Origin of the sequence: Geobacillus subterraneus (genome assembly GCF_001618685.1) — a bacterium.
Lineage (GTDB): Bacteria > Bacillota > Bacilli > Bacillales > Anoxybacillaceae > Geobacillus > Geobacillus subterraneus.
In genome coordinates this window covers 595,895-612,151 of record NZ_CP014342.1, presented here as the reverse complement: position 1 = coordinate 612,151, position 16,257 = coordinate 595,895, and the positions used below count along the sequence as shown (strand labels likewise).

Annotated in this window: 16 protein-coding genes and 1 other annotated feature; all 16 genes read right to left on the bottom strand. The window is 54.2% G+C overall.

Translation table 11 applies throughout. From position 1 onward, the window contains the following. Positions 1–142: 142 nt before the first annotated feature. The 16 genes from GS3922_RS02925 to GS3922_RS02850 all read right to left on the bottom strand — a co-directional run bounded on the left by GS3922_RS02925 (position 143) and on the right by GS3922_RS02850 (position 16,123). Positions 143–1,126 (bottom strand): tetratricopeptide repeat protein, encoded by a 984-nt coding sequence (locus GS3922_RS02925; protein ID WP_063165100.1) that lies wholly within the window; start codon positions 1,124–1,126, stop codon positions 143–145. A 390-nt stretch (positions 1,127–1,516) separates the two neighbouring features. Beyond that, positions 1,517–2,110: a 3-isopropylmalate dehydratase small subunit gene (gene leuD / locus GS3922_RS02920; protein ID WP_063165099.1), complete on the bottom strand. Its 594-nt coding sequence runs from the start codon at positions 2,108–2,110 to the stop codon at positions 1,517–1,519. A gap of 92 nt (positions 2,111–2,202) precedes the next feature. Next, positions 2,203–3,618 (bottom strand): 3-isopropylmalate dehydratase large subunit, encoded by a 1,416-nt coding sequence (leuC, locus tag GS3922_RS02915; protein ID WP_063165098.1) that lies wholly within the window; start codon positions 3,616–3,618, stop codon positions 2,203–2,205. Between the two features lie 19 nt (positions 3,619–3,637). After that, a complete protein-coding gene (gene leuB / locus GS3922_RS02910; protein WP_063165097.1) occupies positions 3,638–4,753 on the bottom strand; it encodes a 3-isopropylmalate dehydrogenase in 1,116 nt (371 codons plus the stop codon). Between the two features lie 16 nt (positions 4,754–4,769). Beyond that, positions 4,770–6,317 carry a 2-isopropylmalate synthase gene (locus GS3922_RS02905; RefSeq protein ID WP_063165096.1) on the bottom strand — a complete coding sequence of 516 codons (1,548 nt, stop codon included), beginning with the start codon at positions 6,315–6,317 and terminating at the stop codon, positions 4,770–4,772. Continuing rightward, entirely contained in the window at positions 6,304–7,329 is a 1,026-nt protein-coding gene (ilvC, locus tag GS3922_RS02900) for a ketol-acid reductoisomerase (protein ID WP_063165095.1), read from the bottom strand. The genes GS3922_RS02905 and ilvC overlap by 14 nt, the downstream gene beginning before the upstream one ends. Before the next feature lie 36 nt (positions 7,330–7,365). Further along, positions 7,366–7,884 (bottom strand): acetolactate synthase small subunit, encoded by a 519-nt coding sequence (gene ilvN / locus GS3922_RS02895; protein WP_063165094.1) that lies wholly within the window; start codon positions 7,882–7,884, stop codon positions 7,366–7,368. After that, positions 7,863–9,596, bottom strand: coding sequence for an acetolactate synthase large subunit (gene ilvB, locus GS3922_RS02890; protein WP_063167290.1), 1,734 nt, complete (start codon positions 9,594–9,596; stop codon positions 7,863–7,865). The genes ilvN and ilvB overlap by 22 nt, the downstream gene beginning before the upstream one ends. A 71-nt stretch (positions 9,597–9,667) precedes the next feature. Beyond that, positions 9,668–9,934, bottom strand: a binding site (T-box leader). A 22-nt stretch (positions 9,935–9,956) separates the two neighbouring features. Further along, positions 9,957–10,856 (bottom strand): branched-chain-amino-acid transaminase, encoded by a 900-nt coding sequence (gene ilvE, locus GS3922_RS02885; protein WP_063165093.1) that lies wholly within the window; start codon positions 10,854–10,856, stop codon positions 9,957–9,959. A 289-nt stretch (positions 10,857–11,145) separates the two neighbouring features. Next, complete coding sequence (locus GS3922_RS02880; RefSeq protein ID WP_063165092.1) at positions 11,146–11,655, bottom strand: metallophosphoesterase family protein; 510 nt, start codon at positions 11,653–11,655, stop codon at positions 11,146–11,148. After that, the gene (locus GS3922_RS02875; RefSeq protein WP_063165091.1) at positions 11,652–12,266 is read right to left on the bottom strand and encodes an XTP/dITP diphosphatase; all 615 of its coding nucleotides are present in this window, start codon (positions 12,264–12,266) and stop codon (positions 11,652–11,654) included. Before GS3922_RS02875 ends, GS3922_RS02880 begins: the two co-directional genes overlap by 4 nt. Then, positions 12,263–13,036, bottom strand: coding sequence for a ribonuclease PH (rph, locus tag GS3922_RS02870; protein ID WP_063165090.1), 774 nt, complete (start codon positions 13,034–13,036; stop codon positions 12,263–12,265). The genes GS3922_RS02875 and rph overlap by 4 nt, the downstream gene beginning before the upstream one ends. A gap of 216 nt (positions 13,037–13,252) precedes the next feature. Further along, complete coding sequence (locus tag GS3922_RS02865) at positions 13,253–14,329, bottom strand: GerMN domain-containing protein (protein ID WP_063165089.1); 1,077 nt, start codon at positions 14,327–14,329, stop codon at positions 13,253–13,255. A 105-nt stretch (positions 14,330–14,434) separates the two neighbouring features. Then, positions 14,435–15,229 carry a glutamate racemase gene (gene racE / locus GS3922_RS02860; RefSeq protein WP_063165088.1) on the bottom strand — a complete coding sequence of 265 codons (795 nt, stop codon included), beginning with the start codon at positions 15,227–15,229 and terminating at the stop codon, positions 14,435–14,437. 9 nt (positions 15,230–15,238) lie between these two features. Beyond that, entirely contained in the window at positions 15,239–15,682 is a 444-nt protein-coding gene (locus tag GS3922_RS02855; protein WP_063165087.1) for a MarR family winged helix-turn-helix transcriptional regulator, read from the bottom strand. Between the two features lie 216 nt (positions 15,683–15,898). Then, the gene (locus GS3922_RS02850; protein WP_020960797.1) at positions 15,899–16,123 is read right to left on the bottom strand and encodes a helix-turn-helix domain-containing protein; all 225 of its coding nucleotides are present in this window, start codon (positions 16,121–16,123) and stop codon (positions 15,899–15,901) included. Between the last annotated feature and the right edge of the window lie 134 nt (positions 16,124–16,257).

Sequence of the window (16,257 nt, the reverse complement as noted above, 5' to 3'; positions counted from 1 at the left end):
CATTGCTCGGATCATGGCAATCTGCTTGTCCATTATCCTCTTATTATGTCCATATTATGTAGCCAAGTATGCGAAAACAGATACATAGCACAGCCATTATATTATAACATACAAAAGCCATGTTTCAATACAGAACCATCCATCAAAGGTAGGAAAGTTTCTCTATTTCGTGCAGCTTTTTGCAAAGTTTCGCTATCTCCGCCACCGCTACGCCGTAGCGGGCAGCCAACGTGCTCATATCAGCGTCCGTTCCTTGAAACCGGCTCGCCATCCAATGGAGAGCGGCAAGCCATACATCGGCGTCGGCCGGCTCCGGCGGGAACGGATACAAGATGTAGGCATAGCGAAGCCAAATTTCCGCCGCCGTTTCATACAAGCTCGGGCTTTCCGCCGTGAGCCGCTGCTCAAGCAGCCGCAGCAGCGTCGAAGCAAATTCCGTTTCCGCCTGTTCGTTTAAGGCGGATGGGACGACATCGATGCGCTGTCCAAACTTCTCGACCGTCACTGCCTCGTCAATCTGTTTCACCGTCAGAAGCCGAAGCAGCATCGTTTTCGCCATTGGGCTTTTTTTCGGTTCGCGTAAATATTGCTTCAGCAACGACAGTACGGGAGCGATGTCTTCTTTTTCCAACTGTTTAATGAGCTGCATTTGTTCGGCGATATCATCCGATTCCAGCAGCCGTTTTACCCGCTTCCATTCGGCGGGCGGCAGCGGACGGGCGTTCATTTTTTCACTGAACCGAAGCAGCTGGCGAAGCTGTTCGCGCAACGAAACCGGCAATGTCTGACGGCGCAAAGCGGAGCGGATCGCCGCTTCCGCTTCCCGGTAGCGGTTCGTCTGCAACAGCAGGGCAACATACATTTGCAACAGCTCGCTATTGTTCGGCTGCTCGTCAAGCAGCGCAGCCAGGCGCCAATCCGCCTCATCGTAATCTCCGAGTTCGTAGCAGCACACCGCAAGGCCGAGCCGGATCGGAAAGCTGCCGTCGCCAAGCTGTTCGGCGGCGCGCAAAAAGCGGAGCGCTTCCTTGTACTGCTTCGCCTCAAGCGCTGTGAACGCCTCTTCAATCAACCGTTCTTTCGTTCGTGGAAACATAATAATTTTCCCTTTTTTTCCGTTTCCCATCTTCGCCTGCTCCCATTTGCATTTACCACAAGTGTAGCAAGTTTTCCCTAACGAAACAAGCGCCGCGGCAAAATAACGACAGCGCCCTGATCCCACTTCGGCCGGACAAAAAACGAACCCGACCGAACGGACTCCCTTCCTTCACGAGACAGGCAAAAGATCGATGAAAAAATCGATAGAAAACCGCTGCTTCCGTCCCTCAGTCATGTTTATACTTCCTTAACGTCAAATGTTCTCAATTGGAGGGGGTCTCCTCACTGACAGCACCATCGCCTCCCCCTAACGGAACGGTTCACCGCGCGCATACCGTGATGAAAAAAGGGCGTCCCGTTGCGTTTAGGACACCCTCACTCCATCCGCCTTGCGTTGCCGCTCCGAACACAGAGCGCTTTACGGCCGCGGACAATGTTTTTGCTCGTAGGCGGCGATATACGGTTCGTACACAAACGTTAAGTCAATCTCGTCCCAGCCTTTTAAGAGCAGCTGTTTCCGGTACGGATCGATGTCAAACGGGCGTGAAAATCCTTCGTCATCAAACACCCGCTGCTCTTCAAGCGAAACGGTCAGCTCGTAATCAGCGCGCCGGCTCTGTTTTAATAAATACCGGACATCCTCTTCATCAAGCCGAATCGGCAGCAGCCCGTTTTTTAAGCAGTTATTGTAAAAGATATCGGCAAACGAAGGAGCAATGATCGCGCGAAATCCGTAATCTTGAAGCGACCAGGGCGCATGTTCGCGCGATGAACCGCAGCCGAAATTTTCGCCGGCGACTAAAATCGTTGCCCCTTCATTTTCCGGACGGTTGAGCTCAAACTCCGGATTCGGCGTGCCGTCGCTGAAATAGCGCCAGTCATAAAATAGAAATTGGCCAAATCCGGTACGCTCGATCCGCTTTAAAAACTGTTTCGGGATGATTTGATCGGTATCGATGTTCGCCCGATCGATGCCGGCGGTTTTTCCTCGGTGAATCGTAAACGGCTTCATCGTCTCTCTCCCTCCGTCAGATGTATCAGTCACCTTGCCAAAAGTGGATATCCCTAAGGCGGGATGCGGCCGCTTCAAGGAGCGTCCGTCCGTTACCGGACCGGTTCAGCTTCAAGCTGGCGCACATCGACAAAGCGGCCGTAAATGGCGGCGGCAGCGGCCATCGCCGGGCTGACAAGATGCGTGCGCGCTCCTTTTCCTTGCCGCCCTTCAAAGTTGCGGTTCGATGTCGACGCACAATGTTCGCCTTCCGGAATGATGTCCGGATTCATGCCCAAACAGGCGCTGCAGCCGGCATCGCGCCACTCAAAGCCGGCCTCGAGGAAAATTTGCGCCAGCCCTTCTTCTTCGGCCTGTTTTTTGACTTGCTGCGATCCAGGCACAACAAGGGCTCTGACACCGGGGGCTACTTTTTGGCCTTTGACGATTTTCGCCGCTTCACGCAAATCACTGATGCGCGAGTTCGTACATGAGCCGATAAATACATGTTGCACCGGAATGTCGGTAATCGGCATGCCGGGGTTCAACCCCATATACTGAAGCGCCCGGCGCACCGCGTTGCGCTCGGTTTCGCTTTCGAACTGTTCCGGGTCGGGCACCGTTCCGTCAACCGATGTGCTCATCGCTGGGTTCGTTCCCCACGTTACCATCGGAGCAATGGTTGAGGCATCGATTTCGATCGTTTTGTCATACTCGGCCCCCTCGTCGCTGGCAAGCGCCCGCCAGCGTTCAACCGCTTGCTCAAACGCCTCGCCTTTTGGCGCATATTTGCGGCCGCGCAAATAGGCAAACGTCGTTTCATCTGGACTGATAAGGCCGGCGCGCGCTCCGGCTTCGATCGACATATTGCAAATCGTCATCCGCTCTTCCATCGACATGCGGCGAATCGCCTCACCGGTAAACTCGATAATATAGCCGGTGCCAACGCCGACGCCGTAGCGGCCGATGATGGCCAAAATGACGTCTTTCGCCGTCACCCCTTTACCGAGCTGGCCGTTGATGCGGATTTGCAGCGTTTTCGGTTTATGCTGCCAAAGCGTTTGTGTCGCTAGCACGTGTTCGACTTCGCTCGTGCCGATGCCAAACGCTAAGGCGCCAAACGCCCCGTGCGTCGATGTATGGCTGTCGCCGCAGACGATCGTTTTTCCCGGCTGGGTCAAGCCGAGCTCCGGGCCGATCACGTGGACGATTCCTTGCTCTTCGCTATGCAAATCGGCGAGCGGAACACCAAACTCGCGGCAGTTGCGCTCAAGCGCAGCGATTTGATTGCGCGCCACTTCATCGGTAATGACAAATCGGTTGACGGTCGGCACGTTATGGTCCATCGTCGCAAACGTCAAGTCCGGCCGCCGCACTTTCCGTCCGTTTTGGCGCAGCCCCTCAAACGCCTGCGGCGATGTCACTTCATGCACTAAATGCAAATCGATATACAGCAAATCCGGCTTCCCTTCTTCGCGGTAGACGACATGGTTTTCCCATATTTTTTCGATGATCGTTTTTGGTTTCACTGCCTTCACCTCGCACGTCTCATGCATAAACGGTCATAATTTGCGCGATTGCTGTATAGTCGAGTACCGCTGTTTTGATCTCCTCGACCATTTCGTCCGTCGATACGACGCGGCCGCTGCTTTGCGCCAGGTCAGCTGTGCGCAAGCCCGCGGTAAGCGCCTGCTGCACCGCATGCTCGATCGCTTCCGCCTCGGCGGCGAGCCCGAACGACAGGCGAAGCATCATAGCGGCTGACAAAATAGCGGCAATCGGATTCGCCTTTCGCATGCCAGCGATATCGGGCGCCGATCCGTGCACCGGCTCATACAAGCTTGGTCCGGAAGCCGACAAGCTGGCTGACGGCAGCATCCCAAGCGACCCGGATAACATCGATGCTTCATCGCTTAAAATGTCGCCAAACATGTTTTCCGTGACGATCACATCAAATTGCTTCGGCGCGCGGATGAGTTGCATCGCCGCGTTGTCGACAAGCATATGCTCAAGCTCAACGTCCGGGAATTGTTTAGCCACCTCTTCAGCCACTTCCCGCCATAACCGACTTGAGGAGAGCACGTTCGCCTTGTCGACCGAGGTCACTTTTTTCTTCCGGCCGCGCGCTAACGTAAACGCCATGCGCACGATCCGCTCGATCTCTTCCTTTTTATATAAGAGCGTGTCAACCGCTTTTTCTTCTCCGTTTTCGACGACGCGGCCGCTCGGCTGGCCGAAGTAAATGCCGCCGGTCAATTCGCGCACGATGATGAAATCGACATCTTGCACGAGATCCGGTTTTAGCGGTGAAGCAGAAGCCAAGCTGTCATAGCAGACGACCGGCCGCAAGTTCGCGTATAACCCAAGCTGTTGGCGGATGGCAAGCAGCCCTTTTTCCGGGCGCAGGTGCGGAGGATTTTCGTCCCACTTCGGACCGCCGACCGCCCCAAGCAAGACGGCGTCGCTTTGTTGGCAAAGGCGAAGCGTTTCTTCCGGGAGCGGCGTCCCTGCTTCATCGATCGCCGCCCCGCCGATTAACCCGTATTCGAATGTAAACTCATGTCCAAACCGGATTCCGACCGCTTTTAATACGTCCACCGCTCCAGATGTCACTTCTTGGCCGATGCCATCGCCCGGCAAGACGGCAATCCGATAGTTTCCCATGCTTGATCCCCCCGTTTTATGGTGTTGCCACTTTTTCGTTTTCAGCGCGCATCGCTTCGATCATAAACACGCGGTTCATCGCGTTAATGTACGCTTTAGCCGAAGCTTCGAGCACATCTTGCGCCGTTCCGCGTCCGCTCGTTTCCACATCGTTGACGCGCACTTTAACAAATACTTGCGCTAACGCATCGCGGCCGCCCCCGACCGATTCAATCCGGTAATCTAGCAGCGTCACCGCCGTTTGGAAACAGCGCTCCAACGTGTTGTACAGCGCCTCGACGCTGCCCGCTCCGGTCGCCGCTTCTTGGATGTCGTTTCCTTTCCCGTCTTTTAACACAACAACCGCTGTCGGGATTTGATTTGTCCCGTACTGTACTTGAATCGACGACAATTGGTAAAAATCTTTGAAATGGTCGAACTTCTCTTCGAAAATTAAAGCGACTAAATCATCGTCCGTCACATCTTTCTTTTTATCCGCCAGCTCTTTAAAGCGGACGAACAGCTGGTTGATCTCTTCCTCTGACAGCGTATAGCCGAGCTCTTCGACCCGGTTGCGGAGCGCATGGCGGCCGGAATGTTTGCCAAGCACCATCGAATTCGACGGCACACCGACGAGCTCCGGCGAGATGATTTCATACGTCGTTTTTTCTTTTAGGACGCCGTCTTGATGAATGCCGGATTCGTGGGCAAACGCGTTTTTGCCGACAACCGCCTTGTTCGGCGGAACGACCATGCCGGTCAGCTTGCTGACTAGACTGCTCGTGCGCTTAATTTCTTGTAAATTGAGGCGCGTTTCCACTTGATAATAATCTTTGCGAATGTGAAGGGCGACGGCGATCTCCTCAAGCGCCGCGTTGCCGGCCCGCTCGCCGATGCCGTTGATCGTGCATTCAACTTGTGTCGCCCCGTGCTCGATGGCCGAGAGTGAGTTTACGACCGCCATGCCTAAGTCGTCATGGCAATGGGCGGATAAAGAAATATTTTCAATATTCGGAACATTATTTCGTAAATAGAGGAAAATCTCCCCATACTCTTTTGGTGTAATATAGCCGACCGTATCTGGGATATTGATCACAGAGGCGCCGGCTTTGATCACTTCGGTAACGATTTTTGCCAAAAACGGCAGTTCGCTCCGGCACGCATCTTCCGCCGACCATTGAACGATCGGGAAGAAACGTTTGGCATATTTCACCGCTTCCACCGCCGCTTCAATGACTTGCTCCGGCGTCATCCGCAGTTTGTGCACCATATGGATCGGCGAGGTGGCGATGAATAAATGCAACCGCGGCTCGGCGCCGCCTTGTAATGCCTCCCATGCGGCGTCAATATCGCTTCGAACCGAGCGCGACAGCCCGGTGACCGAACATGTTCGAATCGTTTCCGCGATTTGTTTGACCGCTTCAAAATCGCCTTTGGACGAGGCGGGGAAGCCCGCCTCGATAATATCAACTTGCAGCCGCTCGAGCTGGCGGGCGATCTCCAATTTTTCTTGCAAATTTAAGTTTACCCCGGCTGATTGTTCCCCGTCGCGCAACGTCGTATCAAAAAACTTAATTTTTCGCACCTGGCACCACCGCCTCTTTTTGTTTTGCCTTCACAAACGGCATCATGCTCCGCAATTCGCGTCCGACCACCTCGATCAAATGCTCGTTTTCGCGCCGATTGATGGCGTTGAACTCCGGACGGTTTGCCTGATTTTCTAAGATCCAGCTTTTTGCAAATTTACCGGTTTGAATGTCATGCAAAATGTTTTTCATTTCCGCTTTCACCGCTTCGTTAATGACGCGCGGCCCGGATGTAAAGTCACCCCATTGCGCCGTATCAGAAATCGAGTAGCGCATCCACGACAGCCCACCCTCATACAAGAGGTCGACGATGAGCTTCATCTCATGCAAACATTCGAAATATGCGACTTCCGGCTGATATCCCGCTTCAACGAGCGTTTCAAATCCGGCTTTAATGAGCGCCGTCAACCCGCCGCAAAGCACCGCCTGCTCGCCAAACAAGTCGGTTTCCGTTTCTTCTTTGAACGTTGTCTCAAGCACCCCCGCCCGCGTGGCGCCGATCGCTTTGGCGTAAGCGAGCGCGGTTTCTTTCGCATGGCCGGTCACATCTTGATAGACGGCGATGAGCGCCGGCACGCCCGCCCCTTCAGCATACGTGCGCCGGACAAGATGGCCCGGGCCTTTTGGCGCGACCAAAAAGACGTCAACGTGCTCCGGCGGAACGACTTGGCTGAAGTGGATATTAAAGCCATGGGCGAAGACAAGCGCGTTGCCCGGTTTCAATTCCGGTTCAATTTCTTCTTTGTAAACGGCCGGCTGTTTTTCATCCGGCAGCAGCACCATCACGATATCGGCCTGTTTCGCCGCTTCGCGAACCGCATATACCTCGAAGCCGTCTTGTTCCGCCTGTTCCCACGATTTCCCTTTTCGCAATCCGACAATGACGCGAACACCGCTGTCGCGCAAGTTTTGCGCATGCGCATGACCTTGCGAACCATAGCCGATAATAGCGACCGTTTTTCCTTGCAAATATTGTTCGTTTGCATCTCCGTTATAGTACACTTTTGCCATGAGTACCCTCTCCTTTATCATGTAGTGTGAGTATTGTTAAATGATGAACGCTGTTTTCTGGCTGGTCGCCGCTTTTTGCGCTCCGCGGGTGAACGCAGTCGTACCCGTGCGCGCCACTTCTTTGATGCCATACGGGCGGAGCAGCTCGATCAACGCTTCGACCTTTTCCGGCTCGCCGGTCACTTGAATGACGAGGCTGTCTTTGCTCACGTCAACGATCGAAGCGCGGAACGGTTCGATAAGCGTATAAATTTCTTGGCGGATCGCCGGAGCGGCCGCCACTTTCACGAGCGCCAGCTCGCGTGCGACGATGGCCTGGTCAGTGATATCACTCACTTTCAACACATCGATTTGCTTGTTTAACTGCTTAATAATTTGTTCAGCGATCCGCTCATCGTCAACGTTGACGACGAACGTCATCCGCGATACCCCGTCGATTTCCGTATGGCCGACGGTGATGCTTTCAATGTTGTAATGCCGCTTCGTAAACAGCCCGGTGATGCGGTTTAATACGCCTGGACGGTTGTTGACGGTCATTGTGATAATTCTTCGCATGCTTTCACCCCCACCATTTCATGAAGCCCTTTTCCGGGCGCGACCATCGGATAGACGTTTTCGTCGGCGCGGACGTGGAAGTCAAGCAGCACCGGACCGTCGATGGCAAATGCTTGTTTTAATACTTCGGCAGCTTCCGCTTCCGTCTTCGCCCGCAGCCCCGGCATGCCGTATGCTTCAGCCAATTTCACGAAATCCGGCTGGTTCGGAATGAGCGAATGGGAGTACCGTTTGTCATAAAACAGCTCCTGCCATTGCCGCACCATGCCGAGCGCCTGGTTGTTGACGATGACGACTTTGATCGGCAGCTGCAGCTCTTGAATGACCGACAGTTCTTGGAATGTCATTTGGAAGCCGCCGTCGCCGACGATCGAAACGACCGTGGCGCTCCGGTCGGCAAGCTGGGCGCCGATGGCCGCCGGAAGCCCGAAGCCCATCGTGCCAAGCCCCCCGGATGTGACCCAGCGGTTCGGCCGGTTAAACTTGTAATATTGCGCCGCCCACATTTGATGCTGGCCGACATCGGTTGTAACGATCGCCTCGCCGCCCGTCAGCTCATAAATCATCTCAATGAGCTTTTGCGGTTTGATCGTCCCTTCTTCCGGCTCGTAATAAAGCGGGAATCGCCGCTTCCACTCATCAAGCTGGGCAAGCCATGCCGCCGTGTCGGCCGGTTTGCCTTGCTGGTCGATCAGCTCGTGCAAGGCCGCTTTCGCATCGCTGACGATCGGGATTTTCGTCGGCACGTTTTTGCCGATTTCCGCCGGGTCGATGTCAATATGGGCGACCGTCGCCTTTGGCGCAAAATATTTTAAATTGCCGGTAACCCGGTCGTCGAAGCGGGCGCCGATGTTAATGAGCAAGTCGCATTCATACAGCGCCATATTCGCCGTATAAGTCCCGTGCATGCCGGCCATGCCGAGAAAAAGCGGGTGGTCAGCCGGGAAGCCGCCGAGGCCAAGGAGCGTATGGACGACCGGGATCTTTTGCTGCTCTGCATATTGTCGCAGTTCATCGGCCGCGTTGGCGTGCAAGACGCCGGCGCCGGCTAAAATGACCGGGCGCTTCGACTGGCTGACCGCCTCGACGAGCCGCCGGATTTGCCAATGGTTCGGCTGTGTCGTCGGCTGATAGCCGGGCAGATGAACGTCTTGATCGTAGTCAAACTCCCCTTCGGCCGTCGTCACATCTTTTGGAATATCGATCAACACCGGCCCTGGCCGCCCGGTCGTCGCAATATGAAACGCTTCTTTAATGATTTTCGGCAGCTCGCTGATGTCGCGCACTTGATAGTTATGCTTGGTGATCGGCATCGTAATCCCAACGACATCCGCCTCTTGAAACGCATCCGAGCCGATGACGCTCGTCGCCACTTGCCCGGTAAAGACAACGAGCGGCAGCGAATCCATCATCGCGTCCGTCAGCCCGGTGACGATGTTTGTCGCCCCCGGGCCGGAGGTGGCGATGACAACCCCGGGTTTCCCGGAAATGCGCGCGTACCCTTCCGCCGCATGGATGGCCCCTTGCTCATGGCGCGTTAACACGTGAAACACGCCGGCTTTATACAGCTCGTCATAAAGCGGCAGCACCGCGCCGCCCGGATAGCCGAAAATGACTTCGACGTTTTCCGCCTTCAGCGCTTCAATCAACATCAGCGACCCGCTCATTCTCGCCTTCGTCCTCACTTGTTCCTCCACTTTCATCTTTGCCATCGTCGATCCTCCCCGTTGTTTGTCATCCATATAAAAAACCTTTTCACCCTCCATGGCCGGACTTGCCCAGCCAAAGGGGCGAAAAGGTTTCCTTTCCGCGGTACCACCCTTCTTCACGGCCATCACGGCCGCCTTAGGAGCAACCGGCCGAAGCCAGCCGCTCGTTTTCGTAACGGGTGAAGCGCGCGTCTCCACCCGTCCAACCCTACTTGCTGTTTGGCGTTCAGGCTGGCGCTCAGAGGTGAGTTCATCAAGCGGCAACATCACCGGTTCCCAGCTCCCCCGGCTCTCTGTGGATGTTGGCCCCGCTGACTACTTATCCTCGTCAACGCTTTTTCCGTATGCAATTGTCATTGCCGCTTAACCGACATTGGCGTTCGTCGGATATACTTTAACTCCCTCGGCAACAACGCGGCGGCGGAATTCTTCAAGAAGCCGCTTCGTATGCGGACCAGGCGTTCCGTCGCCGATCGTCCGGCCGTCAACTTTGATGACGGAAATGACTTCGGCCGCCGTCCCGGTTAAAAACACTTCATCTGCGACATATACATCATGGCGGGTAAATGGCTCTTCTTTGACCGTATAGCCGAGATCCTCGGCAATTTCGATAATCGCCTGGCGCGTAATGCCTTCAAGCGCTCCGACATATCCCGGCGGCGTGTAAACGACGCCGTTTTTGATGATGAAGACGTTATCCCCAGAACCTTCAGCTACATATCCTTGGTCGTTTAAAATGAGCGCTTCGCTGACGTTGGCCAAATGCGCTTCGATCTTCACGAGAACATTGTTCAAATAGTTGAGCGATTTGACTTTCGGGCTCAACACGTCAGAGCGGTTGCGGCGCGTCGCCACTGTCACCACTTCGATGCCCGTTTCATATAAATGTTTTGGGAAGAGCGCCAGCGGCTCAACGATAATGACGATTTGCGGCGTTTTGCATTTATACGGATCGAGCCCCAAATCGCCGACTCCGCGCGAAACGACAAGGCGGATGTACGCATCTTGGTAGCCGTTGCGGCGGATGGTTTCGAGCACACGGTCAATCATTTCATCTTTCGTGTACGGGATGTTCAGCAAAATGGACTTCGCGGAGTTGTACAGCCGATCTATATGTTCTTCCAGGCGGAATACGTTGCCGCTATAGACGCGAATGCCCTCAAACACGCCGTCCCCATACAAAAATCCGTGGTCATAAACCGATATTTTTGCGTTTTCTTTCGTTACAAATTCTCCGTTTAAATAGATCCATTGTTCGCCCACTTCGGTTCCCCTCTTCCTTGATCAGTCAACAGTTGCTTCGAACGGCTCGATGATGGGTTTGAGTCGTTTCTCTTATTTGAAAATTATAATAATCCTAAACTTCCCCGCCGTCAATAACGTTTTTTGAAAATTTTGATTGGTCAAACTACTTGTATACGCTTACAATGTGATAGAATCAAGGATTTGCTGATTTTAAAAAAATTTTTCTCTCCACAACAGGAGGCAAATAAGATTAGTTAGAAAGAGGGGGGAGAGGCGCCGAAAAATAAAAAAGCGGACACTTGTCCGCCTAGAAGGAAAACGTTTGTTCCAAGTCCGGGATCGCACGCCCGGCCACATCATAAAATTGAACGAGCGCTTGGCCTTTGCCGACTGTCAGCACCGCATATGTTTTTTCTTTTCTCCCGCGCGGCAAGGCGATGCTGCCTGGATTGATGAACAACACTTCATCGATTCGCTCGGCGCCGGCGAGGTGGGAGTGGCCGAAGCAAACGACGTTGGCCCCTGTTTCTTTCGCCCGATAGTATAAACGTAACAGCGACGTTTTCACGCCGTATAAGTGGCCGTGGGTGACAAAGAAGCGGACGCCGCCTGCCTCCTCGGTTCGCTCGTCGGGAAACGCCGCTGTCCAATCGCAATTGCCGCGCACGACCGCAAACGGAGCAATTTCATCCGCTTCCGCCGGCAGCTCGGAATCACCGCAATGAATGAACAAATCCGCTTCATGGCGATGGCGCGACACAATTTGAGCGAGCTCGGCGGTCAGCCCGTGACTGTCACTGACAATGACCGCTTTCATTCCGTCCGCCCCTTTTCGGCCATGATCTCGTCCCATTGCTCATTCAGCTTCGCCAGCGCCTTCGCCCGATGGCTGATGGCATTTTTCTCTTCGGGCGAAAATTCGGCCATCGTTTTCCCCCGCTCCGGAAGATAAAAGACAGGGTCATATCCAAAACCGCCCTCTCCGCGCGGCGCTTCGGCGATATAACCGTCACACGTCGCCTCGACAATGACGGTCGGCCGCCCGGGAATGGCAACGGCCAGCGCGCAATGAAAGCGGGCGGTGCGCTTCTCCATCGGCACTCCGTCAAGTTCATGAAGCAGTTTAGCGATGTTGCGCGCATCGTTTTTGTCTTCCCCGGCGTAGCGGGCTGAATGGACGCCCGGCCGGCCGCCGAGCGCATCAACGGCAAGCCCGGAATCATCGGCGATGACCGGCCGCTGCAAGCGTTGGCACACCGCCTCAGCTTTTAATTTGGCATTTTCGGCAAATGTGCTCCCCGTTTCTTCGACATCGGGAACGTCCGGAAAATCAAGGAGCGATTTCACTTCGATGCCCCGCTTGGCAAACAAGGCGGCAAACTCGCGCGCCTTGCCGGCATTTTTCGTAGCAATAATGATCTCCTTCATTCCGCCTTCTCCTCCCGTTCTGCTTCGTGCTTCACTCCGATGCGGGCCGCCCGCTCGCCCAATACGCGGCGCTGAATGGCGATGAGCTGTTCAATGCCCATCTGCGCCGCCTCGAGCAATTCCTCTAGCTCGGCGCGCGAAAAGGACGCTTCCTCCCCGGTGCCTTGAATTTCGACAAACTGGCCGGCTCCGGTCATGACGACGTTCATGTCGACTTTCGCGCGGGCATCCTCGCTGTAATTTAAATCGAGAATGACCCCATGTTCAGGATCGATGCCGACTGAGGTGGCAGCGAGAAAATCGCGAACCGGAAGCGACGCAAGCTTCCCTTCCTCCACAAGCTTAGAGAGCGCCAGCACGAGCGCCACATACGCACCGGTAATCGACGCCGTCCGCGTTCCGCCGTCCGCTTGAATGACGTCGCAGTCAATCCAGACGGTCCGCTCGCCGAGCTGTTCCAGCTCAACGACCGAGCGGAGCGCCCGGCCGATCAGACGCTGAATTTCCATCGTCCGCCCTGACACTTTCCCTTTGCTCGCTTCCCTCGCATTCCGCTGTTCGGTCGCCCGCGGCAGCATCCCATATTCAGCCGTAATCCAGCCTTTCCCTCCGCCGCGCATAAACGGCGGCACTCTCTCTTCAACCGTCGCCGTGCAAATCACTTTCGTGTCGCCGATTTCAATCAAAACCGAACCTTCAGCATGCTTCATATAATGCGGTTGTATATGTACAGGGCGAAGTTCGCGGTTGTTTCGTCCGTCCGTTCTCATCACAATCCTCCTTTTTTCTCCTTGGATGACTCCCGCTTGGCTGCCTAGCGCCAGGCTGCCCCTTCAGGCAAACCGCAGGCGGTGTAAAGAACATCTTTCCTGTTTCGATCGCACTCCCCAAGCGGTCAGCTTTCCGCCGTTTTCCAAAAAATAAAGAGGCGGAATACGTTTCCACCTCTTTGTTATACCATAATGGCCCCCTTTGTTTCCAGCTTGTTAAAATGTCCCTGTATTGACGTTTTGCGGCCGGGTGACCGGTTTTGTGAGCGGCTTGCCATCTTCGGTGACGAGATCGGCTTTGCCGTTGACGGTGATCGCCACGCTTTCAACCCCATTTTGCTCGGTGAGCGACAGCACAAGCGAATTTAATACGACATCGGAAATCACATGTTTCTTGTTGCTGCCATAAATGCCCTCGTTAAAGTTGAGCGTCACTTTGCCGTCCTCATATTTCGGGGCATCGACAAGCTTGGCATCCGGCTGAAAGACGCCAACAAGCCCGCTGCCGTGGTCCGGCCCTTGGATGAGCTCATTGATCGCCGCAGCGATATCGTCCTTTTCTTTATTGGGTACCCGTCTTGTCACCGGCACATAATATGTGTTGTCTCCCTGCTGGGCGACAAAATAAACCGTGACCGGGTGCGTATTCGTAATGTCCGGCACGCCGCTCGCCTCGATATTGATGCCATCCGCCCGGCTGACTCCGCCTTGGATCGGTGTTTTATTGACCGGCATCACCTCTTGGTCATAGCCGTTAATCCGGATTTTGACGCGCTTAATGTTGTCAAATTGGGTCAATGTCCACGTAATGGCTTGCAAAATCCGCTTTTCATCCTCCGGTTTGTATTGCTTAAATTCCGGCGAAAAGTCGGCGATCAACGTCCCGTCTTTTTCCAGTTTTGTGCCAAGCACAGTCGTGCCTGCCGGAATGACGGCGCGGAAGCCATTTGGCAACACTTCGGATACCGGGCCATCCTCGACTAAATATTCGAGCACTTGTTTCGCAACCGCCTGCGTTTTCGGCAACTCTACTGTTTGCGGCACGACGAAGCCATTTTTGTCAATTAAGTATAATTCCCTCTTCACCGTCTCGGTAGCCTTCGCTTCCTCTTTCTCTCCCTTTTTGTCCCCCGTTGCCTCTTGGAGCGCCTGACCGTCTTTGACATAGCTCGTTTCTTGCGGCGGATCGATCTCCTTCACTGCCTCATCATTCCCAAACAAACCGCAGCCGCCAAGCAGCAAAAGCGAAGCGAGCACCGGCGCTGTCCATCTATGAACCGTCCGTTTGCCCATTGACGTTCCCTCCTACTCGTAGTTTGTACTACTATGTATACGAGCCGGTTGCCAAAATAGAATAAAAAAATCCTTTAGCGTCCACGCGCTAAAGGATTTTTTCGGTCACAGACGAATCGCCTCGACTTTGCCGATCGATTTGCCAAACCATTTTCTTGAAATCTTTTCAAACAGTTCTTTTGATCCGGTCGTGAAAAACAAATGCTCCGGTTCGCGCCTGCCGGTGTAAAGGAGGTGGCTATGATGCAAAATCGTGCTCACTTCGCGGGCCGTTTCATCGCCGGAGCAGATGAGTTTCACCTTTTTGCCCATATACGCCCGAATGAGCGGGGCCAGCAACGGGTAATGCGTGCACCCTAAAATGAGCACATCAATCGGCCGCGGACGCAGCGGAGCAAGCGATTCGGCGACAATCGCCACCGCCTTCTCCCCTTCAAAATCGCCGCTTTCGACAAGCGGGACGAACTTCGGACAGGCCAAGCTTTCGACACGAACGTGCGGGTTGATCGATTGGAGCGCTTTTTCATACGCTTTGCTTCTGACCGTCCCGACGGTGCCAATCACACCGATATGCCCGCTTTTCGTCGCCTTCAAGGCGGCGCGGGCGCCGGGATGAACGACGCCAAGCACCGGAATGTCAAGCCGCTCCCGCACTTCATCGAGCGCGACCGCGGTTGCCGTGTTGCAGGCAATGACAAGCATTTTCAACGGATATTGCCGCAAGTAGTGAATCATCTGCCATGTAAATCGGCGAATTTCTTCAACCGGGCGCGGCCCGTACGGACAGCGGGCGGTGTCGCCAAGGTAAATGATCTGTTCCTTTGGCAGCTGCCGCATAATTTCTTTGGCGACGGTTAAGCCGCCGACTCCTGAATCAATGACACCAATTGCTCTTTCCAAGTGATCGCCTCATTCTTTCATCATTTCTTGATGCAGTTTGCGCAAACAGCGCTCAAAAACGACAATTTCTTCATCCGAAAAGTTTTCCAGCACTTGGGCCAAATCGCGCTGGCGTTTTTCAATCACTTCCTCAATGATGCGCTCGCCTTTTTCGAGCAGGTGAATGCGGACGACGCGCCGATCATGTTCATCACGCACTCGGGCGACGAGACCGTTTCGCTCCATGCGATCGACCAAGTCGGTCGTCGTGCTGCACGCCAAATACATTTTGCTCGATAACTCGCCAACCGTCAAGTCCCCTTCTTCAAGCAGCCATTGCAACGCGACAAACTGCGGAGGCGTGATGGGGTAGTTCGTTAAAATTTCGCGGCCGCGCTGTTTTAAGTTGGCGGCGATATAGCGAAGCAATTTTTCCAACTCGGCAACCGTTTTTTCGTTCATCGCAGACGACATACAATCTCCCCTTGATCATTTTCGCGGCCTGGCCCCAAAACAACGTGCCTCAGCCAACGGCCATTCTATTTTTCATTTTACAATACCGGGGGACATAATCAATACAAAATAATATAGAACGCCGCTGCAGACAAAAGGCCAGACAGGCGGCAAAGCCTCGTCCGGCCGCAAAGGAACATAACAGCCGGCCATCCGAAAAGGGAAAGCCGGCATCGTTTATAGTTCAAGTTCGCCCATTCGAAGCAATTCAATGACCGCTTGCGAGCGCCCCTTGACCCCAAGCTTTTGCATCGCATTCGAAATATGGTTGCGAACAGTTTTCTCGCTGATAAACAGCTCTTTGGCGATCTCCTTCGTCGTCTTGTCTTGCACGAGCAATTCGAAGACTTCTTTTTCTCTCTTTGTCAACAGCGGCTTCGATTGAAACGATTGATCCTTCAACGGTTGTAACCCTCCTTGCTCTCAATGGGCCCGAACTGCCGGATGGGTATTTCCTCACCATATCGTATGTGAGAGCAAGGGCGGCGGTGACGAAATTTTGCTTATCTAATAGAAAAATAGGTCTTTTTTTCGCC

Excerpts from the sequence above, each read along its gene's own strand:
- ilvN (WP_063165094.1), bottom strand. The coding sequence starts at position 7,884 with ATGCGAAGAATTATCACAATGACCGTCAACAACCGTCCAGGCGTATTA.
- GS3922_RS02880 (WP_063165092.1), bottom strand. The coding sequence starts at position 11,655 with ATGAAAGCGGTCATTGTCAGTGACAGTCACGGGCTGACCGCCGAGCTC.
- leuD (WP_063165099.1), bottom strand. The coding sequence starts at position 2,110 with ATGAAGCCGTTTACGATTCACCGAGGAAAAACCGCCGGCATCGATCGG.
- GS3922_RS02855 (WP_063165087.1), bottom strand. The coding sequence starts at position 15,682 with ATGTCGTCTGCGATGAACGAAAAAACGGTTGCCGAGTTGGAAAAATTG.
- leuB (WP_063165097.1), bottom strand. The coding sequence starts at position 4,753 with ATGGGAAACTATCGGATTGCCGTCTTGCCGGGCGATGGCATCGGCCAA.
- rph (WP_063165090.1), bottom strand. The coding sequence starts at position 13,036 with ATGAGAACGGACGGACGAAACAACCGCGAACTTCGCCCTGTACATATA.
- ilvC (WP_063165095.1), bottom strand. The coding sequence starts at position 7,329 with ATGGCAAAAGTGTACTATAACGGAGATGCAAACGAACAATATTTGCAA.
- ilvB (WP_063167290.1), bottom strand. The coding sequence starts at position 9,596 with ATGGCAAAGATGAAAGTGGAGGAACAAGTGAGGACGAAGGCGAGAATG.
- GS3922_RS02925 (WP_063165100.1), bottom strand. The coding sequence starts at position 1,126 with ATGGGAAACGGAAAAAAAGGGAAAATTATTATGTTTCCACGAACGAAA.
- GS3922_RS02865 (WP_063165089.1), bottom strand. The coding sequence starts at position 14,329 with ATGGGCAAACGGACGGTTCATAGATGGACAGCGCCGGTGCTCGCTTCG.
- GS3922_RS02875 (WP_063165091.1), bottom strand. The coding sequence starts at position 12,266 with ATGAAGGAGATCATTATTGCTACGAAAAATGCCGGCAAGGCGCGCGAG.